This window comes from Caballeronia sp. ATUFL_F2_KS9A, assembly GCF_023630765.1.
GTDB lineage: Bacteria > Pseudomonadota > Gammaproteobacteria > Burkholderiales > Burkholderiaceae > Caballeronia > Caballeronia zhejiangensis.
Map to the genome: position 1 here is coordinate 498,296 of NZ_JALQEK010000002.1, position 12,321 is coordinate 510,616.

At 63.4% G+C, this 12,321-nt stretch carries 12 protein-coding genes; 2 read left to right on the forward strand and 10 right to left on the reverse strand.

Annotated elements, in window-relative coordinates; translation table 11 throughout:
- Positions 1-88: 88 nt before the first annotated feature.
- On the reverse strand, positions 89-961 hold the full coding sequence (locus NCS67_RS04560; protein WP_250434464.1) for a pirin family protein: 873 nt from the start codon (positions 959-961) through the stop codon (positions 89-91).
- A gap of 172 nt (positions 962-1,133) precedes the next feature.
- Between NCS67_RS04560 and NCS67_RS04565 the strand changes: the two genes are divergently transcribed.
- Positions 1,134-2,096 (forward strand): LysR family transcriptional regulator, encoded by a 963-nt coding sequence (locus NCS67_RS04565; protein ID WP_008350437.1) that lies wholly within the window; start codon positions 1,134-1,136, stop codon positions 2,094-2,096.
- Between the two features lie 338 nt (positions 2,097-2,434).
- Here NCS67_RS04565 and NCS67_RS04570 read toward each other — a convergent pair whose 3' ends face one another.
- The 9 genes from NCS67_RS04570 to NCS67_RS04610 form a co-directional block, all read right to left on the reverse strand.
- On the reverse strand, positions 2,435-2,857 hold the full coding sequence (locus NCS67_RS04570) for an ExbD/TolR family protein (RefSeq protein WP_008350436.1): 423 nt from the start codon (positions 2,855-2,857) through the stop codon (positions 2,435-2,437).
- 18 nt (positions 2,858-2,875) lie between these two features.
- Positions 2,876-3,622 (reverse strand): MotA/TolQ/ExbB proton channel family protein, encoded by a 747-nt coding sequence (locus NCS67_RS04575; RefSeq protein WP_008350435.1) that lies wholly within the window; start codon positions 3,620-3,622, stop codon positions 2,876-2,878.
- Between the two features lie 34 nt (positions 3,623-3,656).
- Positions 3,657-4,388 (reverse strand): energy transducer TonB, encoded by a 732-nt coding sequence (locus tag NCS67_RS04580; RefSeq protein ID WP_034472124.1) that lies wholly within the window; start codon positions 4,386-4,388, stop codon positions 3,657-3,659.
- A 319-nt stretch (positions 4,389-4,707) separates the two neighbouring features.
- A complete protein-coding gene (locus tag NCS67_RS04585; RefSeq protein WP_008350432.1) occupies positions 4,708-4,944 on the reverse strand; it encodes a (2Fe-2S)-binding protein in 237 nt (78 codons plus the stop codon).
- A 175-nt stretch (positions 4,945-5,119) separates the two neighbouring features.
- Positions 5,120-6,001 carry a glutamate racemase gene (gene murI / locus NCS67_RS04590; protein ID WP_250434466.1) on the reverse strand — a complete coding sequence of 294 codons (882 nt, stop codon included), beginning with the start codon at positions 5,999-6,001 and terminating at the stop codon, positions 5,120-5,122.
- Positions 6,002-6,005: 4 nt separating this feature from the next.
- Positions 6,006-6,482, reverse strand: coding sequence for a bacterioferritin (gene bfr, locus NCS67_RS04595; protein WP_008350427.1), 477 nt, complete (start codon positions 6,480-6,482; stop codon positions 6,006-6,008).
- A 205-nt stretch (positions 6,483-6,687) separates the two neighbouring features.
- A complete protein-coding gene (locus tag NCS67_RS04600) occupies positions 6,688-8,211 on the reverse strand; it encodes a fumarate hydratase (RefSeq protein ID WP_008350426.1) in 1,524 nt (507 codons plus the stop codon).
- A 54-nt stretch (positions 8,212-8,265) separates the two neighbouring features.
- Positions 8,266-8,856 carry a TIGR00645 family protein gene (locus NCS67_RS04605; RefSeq protein WP_033537207.1) on the reverse strand — a complete coding sequence of 197 codons (591 nt, stop codon included), beginning with the start codon at positions 8,854-8,856 and terminating at the stop codon, positions 8,266-8,268.
- Positions 8,857-9,059: 203 nt separating this feature from the next.
- Positions 9,060-9,959 (reverse strand): DMT family transporter, encoded by a 900-nt coding sequence (locus NCS67_RS04610; protein WP_033537208.1) that lies wholly within the window; start codon positions 9,957-9,959, stop codon positions 9,060-9,062.
- 333 nt (positions 9,960-10,292) lie between these two features.
- Here NCS67_RS04610 and acs point away from each other — a divergent pair, with 333 nt between their 5' ends.
- On the forward strand, positions 10,293-12,275 hold the full coding sequence (acs, locus tag NCS67_RS04615; protein WP_008350420.1) for an acetate--CoA ligase: 1,983 nt from the start codon (positions 10,293-10,295) through the stop codon (positions 12,273-12,275).
- The last annotated feature ends 46 nt before the right edge of the window (positions 12,276-12,321 follow it).

Consider the following 12,321-nt stretch of genomic DNA (forward strand, 5'->3'; position numbering starts at 1 on the left):
AAAGCCGAAACGGCGCGGCAAGAACGGTCATTGTGACGCAATGTGTCCGTTCGTGCCGCACCGTTTCGCGGTTTTCGCTGTGACCAGATCAATGCGCGATGGCGCCCATCCGGCCCGCCTGATAGTCGATCACGGCCTGGCGGATCTCGTCCTCGGTGTTCATCACGAACGGGCCGTAGCGCACGACCGGCTCCTTCAGCGGCACGCCGCCGATCAGCAGCAGCTCGACGGGCTCATCGCCGGCGGCGAGCGCGATCGTATCGCTGTCGTCGCGGAAAATCACCATCTGCTGCGCGCGCACCGGCTGGCTTTGCGGACCGTACAGCGCGGTGCCCGACAGCGGATAGGCGAACACGCGGTAATCGCGCGGCACCGCGAGTTCGATCTTCGCGCCCGGCTTGAGCGAAAAGTGCTGATACAGAATCGGCGTGCGCGTCTCGATCGCGGCCTTCGCGCCGAGCGCCTCGCCCGCGATGACCTTCACGCTGACCTTGCCGTCCTCGCTCGTCGCGACGGGAATCTGCGCCGACGGAATCTCCTGATAGTGCGGCGCGATCATCTTGTCGCGCTGCGGCAGGTTGACCCAAAGCTGCAGGCCGTGCACGCGGCCGCCGCGTTGCGTGAATTCCTCGGCGGGCATCTCGCTATGCACGACGCCCGCGCCCGCGGTCATCCATTGCACGTCGCCGGGACGCAGCGTGCCGGAATGCCCGGCCGAATCCTTGTGACCGAACTCGCCTTCGAGCATGTACGTGACGGTTTCGAAGCCGCGATGCGGATGGTCCGGCGCGCCTTTAGCCTCGCCGGGTGCGTAGTCGGCTGGGCCCATCTCGTCGAGAAGGAGGAACGGATCGAAATCCATCAGAAGACGGGTCGGGAAAGGGCGATGCACGACGAATCCGCCGCCTTCGACAGTGCGGGTCGCCGGAATGATGCGTTCGATGCTGCGGCTGGTGGACATTATTGCCTCGCGTCGGGAATACGGAAAAGAGGGGAATAGCGATAAATTTGAAACACAGAGCTATTATATGGGCCGCATTTCGCGGTAAAAGCCGTCGCGGCGCAATGGATTGTCCCGCTGGGGATAACGAACCGCGTCGATGTTCATCTCTTCCAGTCCCACCGGGCGACTCATGAAAGCCGACTCGCATGACCTGAACGATCTGATGTACTTCTCGCACGTCGTCGAGCACGGCGGGTTTTCCGCCGCCGAGCGCGTGCTCGGCATCTCGAAGTCGCGGCTGTCGCGGCGCGTGTCGGAGCTGGAAGCGTCGCTCGGCGTGCGTCTGTTGCAGCGCTCGACGCGCAAGCTCGCGCTGACCGAGGCCGGGCAGCTTTTCTATCAGCATTGTCAGGCGATGCTCGCCGAGGCACAGGCGGCCGTCAACGTCGTGCAAAGCCTGCGCGATTCGCCGCGCGGCACGGTGCGCGTGAGCGTTCCGGTCACGATCGCGCAGACGTTCCTGTCCGCCGTGATGCCGGATTTCATGCACCGCTATCCGGAAGTGCGCGTCGTCATGCGCGTGACGAACCGTGTCGTCGATCTGTTCGAAGATGCCGTCGATGTCGCGCTGCGCGTGCGCTCGGAGCCGCCCGCGAGCTCGAACGTCGTCGCGCGCCCGCTGTGGCGCACGGAGCAGATGCTGGTCGCGGCGCCATCGCTGCTGAAGTCGAATGCGCCGCCGATGACACCCGCCGAACTCGCCCAGTACGACACGATCGACACGCCGTCGGCGGACGGCCGCCACGTCTACCGTCTGATCGCGCCGGACGGCACGCGCCATGAGTTCGAGCACGAGCCGCGCCTCGTCACGGCCGATCTGTCGATGATCCGCGAGGCCGTCATGCGCGGCGTCGGCATCGCGGCGCTGCCCGAGATGATGTACGGCGCGCCGCTGCGCTCCGGGCAGCTATCGCCGGTGATGCCCGGCTGGACGTTTCCGTCGCCGCAACTCTACGCGGTGTTTTTGTCGCGTCAGGGCATGGTCCCGGCCGTCCGCGCATTCGTCGATTTTCTCGTCGAGTCGATCGGTAGCGGCCAGCGCTTTCCGGGAGAATGTCCTGTTCACGAACAGCCGGAACGGGAAACAGTTTGACCGCATCGGCGTTTGTCATTGGTTTATGGCATTGAAGCGCGCGCTTGCGATGGACAGATTCAATTGATCGTCACAATTTGTGGCGGTATATTGAAGCCTCCTTCGCTAAGGAGCTCCTTATGCGAAAACTGACGGCTGCTCTGATAGTTAGCCTGATAGGGTTGATTGCACTGTCCGTGTCGACCACGGCTGCTGCATGCGACGGAACTTCCGGTTCTGGCTATTCGAACCCAAAGTGACCGCCTCACCCGAATGCGCCGAGCGCGCACGAAAAAAGGCCTTCATCCGACGATGAAGGCCTTTTACTTTGTGCGCCCGGAAGAGGGCGCGTCGGGCTGTTACTTGCCGCTCTTCGGCTCGGTGACGAAACCGATCTTCGTCAATCCGCCTGCCTGCGCCGCCGACATCAGATCGGCGACCTTTTCGTACGCCACCTGACGATCGGCGCGCAGATGAATCTCCGGCTGCGGGTTCTGCTGCGCCGCCTGCGCGATGCGCGCGTTGAGCGCCGCTTCGTCGATCGGCTGATCGTCCCAGAGCGTGGTGCCGTCAGCCTTGATCGCGATGTTCACGTGCGCGGGCTTTTCGTCCTGCGGCTGGCTGCTCGCGTGCGGCAGGTCGATCTTGACCGCGTGATGCATGGCCGGAATCGTGACGAGGAAGATGATCAGCAGAACCAGCATGACGTCGACGAGCGGCGTCATGTTGATCTCGCTCATCATGCCGTCGTCTTCGTCTCCGGCGAAAGGGCTCATGGCCATGATGCGGACCTCCCCGGCTTACGACGCGCGCGTCGCGAGACGCAGGTTGTCCGACGCGGCGTTCGTCGCGCGCTTGGTCGACGAGAGCTTCGAGCCCGTGACGAAGAACGCGTGCAGGCCGTGCGCGAAGCGGTTCAGCTTCGTGACGATGCCCTTGTTCGCGCGGGTCAGCGCGTTATAGCCGAGCACGGCGGGAATCGCGACGAACAGGCCGAACGCGGTCATGATGAGCGATTCGCCGACCGGACCGGCGACCTGATCGATCGACGTCTGTCCCGTCGCGCCGATGGTCAAGAGCGCGTGATAGATGCCCCAGACCGTACCGAAGAGGCCGACGAACGGCGACGTGGAACCGATCGACGCGAGGATCGCGAGGCCCGCCTGCATGCGGCCGACGCCTTCGTCCATGACGTCTTTCAGGCAGCGCGTGATCCAGTCGGACACGTCCATGCGGTCGTGCAGATGCGGCTGCGTCTGGTGATGATGGTCGGCGGCTTCCTGGCCGGCGAGCGCGAGCGCGAGAAACGGGTTGTCCGCCGGGCTCGACGACTGGCTGCCGAGCTTCTTGATGCCGTCGTTGAAGTCGTCGGAGTGCCAGAACGCCTGTTCGGCGTTCTTGGTGAGGCGCTTCAGGCGCACGACGTTCCACGCCTTCACGACGATCACCGTCCACGAAAGCACCGACATGATGACGAGCGCGAGCGCGATGCCCCGCGTCACGAAGTCGCCTTGCGCCCAGACGTGCGCAATCCCGTAGTTTTCCATTCCTGTTTCCTTCCTTGTATCTAAAAATAAACGATCAGTCGTTCAGACTGAAAACGAATGGCACCGTGGCGCTAGCACGAATCGCTTCGCCATTTTCCTTGTAAGGGCTGCACGCGCTGCCGCGCACCGCGTCGAGCGCCGCGTCATCGAGGCGCGACGAGCCGCTGCTCTTTTGCAGCGTGACATTTTCGATCTTGCCCGACAGGCCTACCGTCAGACGGATGACGGCCGTGCCCGTTTCGCCGCGGCGCTTGGACATCGCCGGATAGTCGGGCTGCGCGATGTTGCAACTCAGGTGCGCGACGTTCTTCGGCGCGGCGAGATCCATGCTCGGCTTGCCGATCGCGGGCGCGGCCGGCGGCGGCGCAGGCTGAGCCGGAGCGGGCGGCGTGGGTTCCGGCGCGGGCGCGGCGATCTGCGAAGGCGCTTCCGTGACCGGCATCGGCGTCGGCTTCGGCTCGACTTTCGGTTTCACCTTCGGCTTGGGCTGCGGCTTCGGAACGGGCTGCGGCACCGGCTTGGGCGGCGGCGGCGTTTCGACGGCGACCGGCTGCGGCGCGGGCTGCGGTGTCTCGCTGATCAGTTGCGCGGTGATGGATTTGGCTTCGATCGGGCGGGGCGGCGGCTCGTTCTTCATCGTCAGCGCGACGCCCAGCAACGCAGCGTGAATGGCGACGACGGCGACGCACGCCGCGATCACGCGCGGATTCGCATTTGCTGTCGGCGCGGTCTGGAATGCGGCGGGAGAAGTGGTCGGGGACTGCATCGTTATTGGCTGCTTGTGATGCTGCGTGAATGCTTGCTGATGACGCTGCCCTCGAGTTCGCTGTCCAACGAGCGCACAGGCACGGTGCGGAAGAAACCAGACGACGTCATTTTCGGAAAATCAGCAGGGAGATGAACAGGGTAGTCACGAAACCAATCAGCAATTCCATCTTTCCCTCCAGGGGTAAGGGTTGCGCGGCTGGCTGAAAGTGACCGGAAATACGAAGGTAACCTGGCTTGCTGGGGGCGATAAAACGACTGGCGGCGCATCCGGAGCATCGGCGTCGCCGGTTGAGCGCGGCGACGCCGCGCGAATTGCTTCAGGCAGCCTGGCGCTCGTAGAACGTCAGCGGCGCAACGTGCTCGCGCTGCTGAACGCCGCATCGCGACGCGCAGACGCCGCTTTGTGCCATTACGTCGCGAACGCTTTCTTCACACTTGCCGCAGCACAGCGCGACGCCGAGTTCGAACTGCAGTTCATCAAAGGAGTCCACCCCTTCGGCGATGGCGCTTCGAATCTTTCGGTCGGACACTGATTTGCAGACGCAGACAATCATGATCGTTCGCAATAGTTAGCGTTAATGCGAATTATTATCATTCGGTATTGCCGCCTTTGCAAGCGCAGGACCGTGTTTTTTGTAACAGAGGGCGAAAGTTAGCGGGTTTATTGCTAGGAGCCTTGTCTGACGGGGCGAAGCGCGCGATGGAACTGCCAACCCGCGTGAGAAACCCTCAGACGATGTCGGGTTCGGCGAGGCGCGTTCGGCGCGAGGGGATGTCGACGTGCTCGACTTTGGCATCGAGCTGAAGGAGCGCGGCGGCGAGTTGACGCTGCGATTCGCCGTCGGCGGTGGAGCAGAAGTGCGGCATATCGTCGGACGGCGCGGCGAGGTTTTTGAGCGCGTGCGCGTCGAGCAGACGATCGAGCTGCCGCGCGATGGCGACGCTCGTGTCGACGATCTGCAGCCGCTCGCCCGCGATGTCGCGGATTGCGCGATCGAGAAAAGGGTAGTGCGTGCAGCCGAGCACGAGCGTGTCGGCGCCGGCATCGAGCATCGGTGCGATATAGCTTTCGAGCAGCGCCATCAGCGTGGGCGACGAGGTGTCGCAGCGCTCGACAGCCTGCACCAGCCCATGTCCCGCCTGACAAATGAAGCGGCAGTCGCCGGCGTAGCGGTCGAGCAGCGACTGAAAGCGCGCGGAGCGCAGCGTGACGGCGGTCGCCAGCACCCCGACCACGCGCGACTTCGAGACCGCCGCCGCCGGCTTCACGCCCGGTTCCACGCCGACGAGCGGAATCGGCAGACGCTCGCGCACGAGCGCGATCGACTGCGCGGTGGCCGTGTTGCACGCGACGACGAGCGCCTTCGCGCCCTGACCGACGAGCCACTCGCCGATTGCCATCGTGCGGTCGACGATGAAATCGTCGTCGCGTTCGCCGTAGGGCGCATGCAGTGAATCGGCGACGTAGATCAGACGCTCGTGCGGCAGAATCGCGCGCACGGCGCGCAGCACCGACAATCCGCCGAGGCCGGAATCGAAAATGCCGACCGGCGCGCTCGCGTCAGACGCGGCACGCTCGTTCGGCATCGGGGAGGGCGCTACGCGGGACATCCGATTATTCGTGATCGCCCATCATGGTCTGCTGGTAATTCTGGATGCCGACCTTGTCGATCAGATCCAGCTGCGTTTCCAGCCAGTCGATGTGCTCTTCGGTGTCGTGCAGGATCTTTTCGAAGATTTCGCGCGAGACGAAATCACGCACCGACTCGCAATACGCGATGGCTTCCTTGCAGGTCGACTGGGAAATCTGCTCGAGCTTCAGGTCACATTCGAGGATTTCCTTGGTCTCTTCGCCGATCAGCAGCTTGTGCAGGTCTTGCAGGTTCGGCAGGCCGTCGAGCATGAACACGCGCTGAATGAGCCAGTCGGCGTGCTTCATCTCACCGATGGATTCGTCGTATTCGTGCTTGTTGAGCTTTTCGAGGCCCCAGTGCTGGTACATCCGCGCGTGCAGGAAGTATTGGTTGATCGCGGTCAGTTCGTTTTTCAACTGCGCGTTTAGATATTCGATGACTTTCGCGTCGCCTTGCATGATTTTGTTTCCTGTTCGTAACGTGGGGCTGTTGGAAAGATAAACCTTGAGTGTGCCGATGCCAAGGCTAGGTAGAAATTTTTTGTTTCAGACGAAACTGAGAATGAAAACGCTTCTCGACTGGCGGCGGTTCAAAGAAAAGAGCCGGGCGCATCGCCCGGCTCTCGTCGTTCGGTCACGGTGATAAACCGCCATTAAGCGGCGATCAAGCCGTCGCGACCGGAATCTTGCCGATTTTCGCCTGCCATTCGGCCGGGCCCGTCTTGTGAACCGACGTGCCGCTCGAATCGACTGCCACCGTCACGGGCATGTCCTGCACGTCGAACTCGTAGATCGCTTCCATGCCGAGGTCTTCGAACGCGAGCACCTTCGCCTCGCGGATCGCCTTCGACACGAGATACGCCGCGCCGCCGACCGCCATCAGATACGCCGCCTTGTGGTTCTTGATCGCCTCGATCGCGACGGGGCCGCGCTCGGCCTTGCCGATCATCGAGATGAGGCCGGTTTGCGCGAGCATCATCTCGGTGAACTTGTCCATGCGCGTGGCCGTGGTCGGGCCAGCCGGACCGACCGCTTCGTCGCGAACCGGATCGACCGGGCCGACGTAATAGATCACGCGATTGGTGAAATCGACCGGCAGCTTCTCGCCCTTCGCCAGCATGTCGGCGATGCGCTTGTGCGCGGCGTCGCGGCCCGTCAGCATCTTGCCCGACAAGAGCAGCGTCTGGCCCGGCTTCCACGATGCGACTTCTTCCGGCGTCAACGTGTTCAGGTCGACGCGCTTGCTCGTCTCCGTGTTCGGCTGCCATGTGACCTTCGGCCATGCGTCGAGCGGCGGGGCTTCGAGCTTCGCCGCGCCCGAGCCGTCGAGCGTGAAGTGCGCGTGGCGCGTCGCCGCGCAATTCGGGATGATCGCGACCGGCTTCGATGCCGCGTGCGTCGGCGCGGCCATGATTTTCACGTCGAGCACGGTCGAGAGACCGCCGAGACCTTGCGCGCCGATGCCGAGCGCGTTCACCTTCTCGTGCAGTTCCACGCGCAGTTCTTCGATCCAGTCCTGCGGGCCGCGCGCGATGACATCCTGAATGTCGATCGGGTCCATCAGCGATTCCTTCGCCATGACCATCGCCTTTTCGGCCGTGCCGCCGATGCCGATGCCGAGCATGCCCGGCGGACACCAGCCCGCGCCCATCGTCGGGACGGTCTTGAGAATCCAGTCGACGATCGAATCGGACGGATTCAGCATCGCGAACTTCGACTTGTTTTCCGAGCCGCCGCCCTTGGCCGCGACCTGAACGTCGACCTTGTCGCCCGGCACGATCTCGTAGTGGATCACGGCCGGCGTGTTGTCCTTCGTGTTCTTGCGGCCGCCTTCGGGCGGGCTCACGATCGATGCGCGTAATACGTTGTCCGGGTTCAGATAACCGCGGCGCACGCCTTCGTTGATCATGTCGGTGACCGACATCGTCGCGCCGTCCCAGCGCACGTCCATGCCGACCTTCACGAACACCGTGACGATGCCCGTGTCCTGGCAGATCGGACGCTTGCCTTCCGCGCACATGCGGCTGTTGGTCAGGATCTGCGCGATCGCGTCCTTCGCGGCCGGGCTTTCTTCCAGCTCGTAGGCGCGGCCGAGCGCCTGGATATAGTCGAGCGGATGGTAGTAGCTGATGTACTGCAGCGAATCAGCGATGCTCTGAATCAGGTCTTCCTGCTTGATGACTGTCATGGCTTTGGGCTCTGGGGGACTGAATTTTTTCCTGCGGGCGTTCTGAAGGACGCTTCACTCGACTGCGTTTTTCGGCGGCGCAAAGGACTCGTCGTGGAAATGGCGCGGATGCGTATGCGTGGTCAGCCGGTCGACATACGCCATGATGAGCGCGGAAACGAGGAACGCGACGTGGATGATCACCTGCCACAACACGGTGTGAAACGTGTGCTGGTCGGGGTTGATGAAGGTTTTCAGCAGATGGATCGACGAGATGCTGATGAGCGCCATCGACAGCTTCACCTTCAGCACGCCCGCGTTGACGTGATCGAGCCACTCGGGCTCGTCGGGATGGCCTTCCACGCCGAGCTTCGACACGAACGTCTCGTATCCGCCGACGATCACCATGATGAGCAGATTCGAGATCATCACCACGTCGATCAGGCCGAGCACGACGAGCATGATATTGGTTTCGTCGAGCGTCATCGCGTGCGTGACGAGATGCCAGACTTCCTTCAGAAACAGGACGACGTACACGGCTTGCGCGACGATCAGGCCCAGATAGAGCGGCACCTGGAGCCAGCGGCTCATGAAGATGACTTTCGGCAGCAGTTTCATCGAGCCGGGCTGCTTGGGCGAGGCGGGAGAATGCTTGGGAGCGGACATGGGCGGCTTTTCAGTCGGGGCGGGTCGAACCGGAATGATGACTGGCGAATATGACGAACCGGAACGTGCAAAGTGCGTGCGGAGCGTTGGCAATCCGCCGGCGAGCGGCGGGTATTGGCGCATTCGCGGTGTCGGGAAGCCCGCTATTGTAGCGTGTCGTCGCGCGGACTTCCCAAATGCTTTCAGAATCCGCTGAATCCGTTCTAGGCGCCGGTTTCGCCCGAAACGGAAGCCCGGGCGCGCGCCTTCAAGCTTGCGAGCGCGATGCCCGTCACGACGCACGCGAGCGCGATGCCGTGCGCGAGCGTCGGACGTTCGTCGAGAAAGGCGATGCCGTAGAGCGCCGCCGCGACCGGCAGCACGGCGCAGAAGACGCCGGCGAGACTGCCGTCCACGTGACGGATGCCCTTCATCCACAGCCAGAACGAGAAGATGCTCGCCGAAAGCCCGTACCACAGGACGAGCGCCCACGTGTTCCAGGCGACGCTCGTCCAGTCGAAGTGCGCGAGCGATGTTGCGCCGAGCGGGAGCATGAGCAACAGGCCGATCGCGTGCGTGTACGCGCAGATGTCGATGGCGGGCAGCGTCTGCGTGAGACGGCGCGAGAGGATCACATAGAGCGATTCGCAGCACACGGCGCCGAGCACCATCAGATTGCCGGGCAGGGAGCTCGCGCCCGCATCCCCGGCCTGCGCGACGTTGATGACGAGCACGCCCGCGATCGCCAGTCCGATCGACGCGAGCGCGCGCGGACCCGGCTTCTCCTTGAGCAAGATCCACGCGAAGAGCGCGACCACGGCCGGAATGGTGCTCGTGATGACGCCCGCCGCGACGGCGCTCGTGCGCGCGACGCCGTTCAACATCAGCAAGGTGAAGCCGAACGTGCCGAAGAATGCCTGCAGGAAAAGGTTGAGCCATTCACCGCGCGCGACGCGCTTCATCTTCGACCAGCGCAGAAGCGGCCAGAGCACCGCGAGCGCGATCACGAAGCGCAGCAGCGCGAAGAGCGGAACGGGAACGAATGCGACGATCGATTTGCCGATGCCGACGTTGCTTCCGACGAGCAGCATCGCTGCAATCAAAAGAAGGGCGTAGCGATTCAAGCTGGATACCGCGCTGGGAGTTCAGTTACGATTGTGGGGACGCATTGTAGAAGCCGCGCGGACTCCGTGTATACCCCGTGCCTGTTGGCCCGGCCACGTAAGAAGCGGGTAAGTTGAGCGGCTTATCTTGAATTCAATGCAGGATGTCGCCGGCATGCGAATGTGCCGTGACATTGTTCCGTGCCGCTCCGGTACGGTAGAAAGGAGACAAGGTCGAAGCCGGGAACGCCGCGCGTTCGCCGCTTTCGAACCTCATAAACATGCGGCGCGCGCAACCCATTCAGCGATGCGCGCGCCGCCGGATTTCGGAAACACCATCAGGAGAGGTTGTCGATGTCTGCGATCGAATCGGTTCTTCAGGAAAAACGTGTGTTCCCGCCGTCAGCCAAGGCAAGCGCGGGTGCGGCAATCTCCGGCATGGACGCCTACAAGGCGCTTGTAGCGGAAGCGGAACGTGACTACGAAGGCTTCTGGGCGCGCATTGCGCGCGAGACGCTCACGTGGCACAAGCCCTTCACGCAGGTGCTGGACGAATCGAAGGCGCCTTTCTACAAGTGGTTCGAGGACGGCGAGCTCAACGCGTCGTACAACTGTCTCGACCGTCATGTGGAAGCGGGCCGCGGCAACGACAACGCGATCATCTTCGAAGCCGACGACGGCACCGTCACCAACGTCACCTATCAGGATCTGCTGGACCGCGTCTCGCGTCTCGCCAATGCGCTCAAGAAGCGCGGCGTGAAAAAGGGCGACCGCGTCGTGATCTATCTGCCGATGTCGGTGGAAGGCGTCGTCGCGATGCAGGCGTGCGTGCGTATCGGCGCGACGCATTCGGTCGTGTTCGGCGGCTTCTCGTCGAAGTCGCTCAACGAACGTCTCGTCGATGTCGGCGCGGTCGCGCTCATCACCGCCGACGAACAGATGCGCGGCGGCAAGGCGCTGCCGCTGAAAAGCATCGCCGATGAAGCGCTCGCCGCGGGCGGCTGCGAGAAGGTGAAGGACGTCATCGTGTATCGGCGCACGGGCGGCAAGGTCGCATGGACCGAAGGCCGCGACGCGTGGCTGCATGAAATCGTCGAGAACGAATCGGCGAAGTGCGAGCCGGAATGGGTGAGCGCGGAGCATCCGCTTTTCATCCTTTACACGTCCGGCTCGACGGGCAAGCCGAAGGGCGTGCAGCACAGCACGGCCGGCACGCTGCTGTGGGCCGCGCAGACCATGAAGTGGACCTTCGACATGAAGCCGGGCGACATCTTCTGGTGCACGGCGGATATCGGCTGGATCACGGGGCATAGCTATATCGCGTACGGGCCGCTCGCCATCGGCGCGACGCAGGTCATGTTCGAAGGCGTGCCGACGTATCCGCACGCGGGCCGCTTCTGGGAGATGATCGCGCGCCACAAGGTCACGATCTTCTACACGGCGCCCACGGCGATCCGCTCGCTCATCAAGGCATCGGAAGCGGACGCGAAGGTTCATCCGAAGAGCTTCGATCTGTCGACGCTGCGCATCCTCGGCACGGTCGGCGAACCGATCAATCCGGAAGCGTGGATGTGGTATCACGAGAACGTCGGCCGTGGGCAATGTCCGATCGTCGATACGTGGTGGCAGACCGAAACCGGCGGCCACATGATCACGCCGCTGCCGGGCGCGACGCCGCTCGTGCCGGGTTCCTGCACGCTGCCGCTGCCGGGCATCATGGCCGCGATCGTCGATGAAACCGGCCAGGACGTGCCGAACGGGCAGGGCGGCATTCTGGTCGTGAAGCGCCCGTGGCCGTCGATGCTGCGCAACGTCTGGGGCGACCCCAAGCGCTATCAGACGAGCTATTTCCCGGAAGAACTCGGCGGCAAGCTGTATCTCGCCGGCGACGGCGCGGTGCGCGACAAGGAAACCGGCTACTTCACGATCATGGGCCGCATCGACGACGTGCTGAATGTCTCCGGCCACCGCCTCGGCACGATGGAAATCGAGTCGGCGCTGGTCGCGAATCCGATCGTCGCGGAAGCCGCGGTCGTCGGCCGTCCGGACGATACGACGGGTGAAGCCGTGGTCGCGTTCGTCGTGCTGAAGCGCGCGCGCCCGGAAGGCGACGAAGCGAAGCAGATCGCCACCGAACTGCGCAACTGGGTCGGCAAGGAGATCGGTCCGATCGCGAAGCCGAAGGACATCCGTTTCGGCGAGAACCTGCCGAAGACGCGCTCCGGCAAGATCATGCGGCGGCTCTTGCGCTCGCTCGCGAAGGGCGAGGAGATCACGCAGGACGTCTCCACGCTGGAAAATCCCGCGATTCTGGATCAGCTCGGCGAAGCGCGCTGATCGTCCGCGACCGCTGCCTCGCGCGGCAGCGGTCGATCCTTATTGC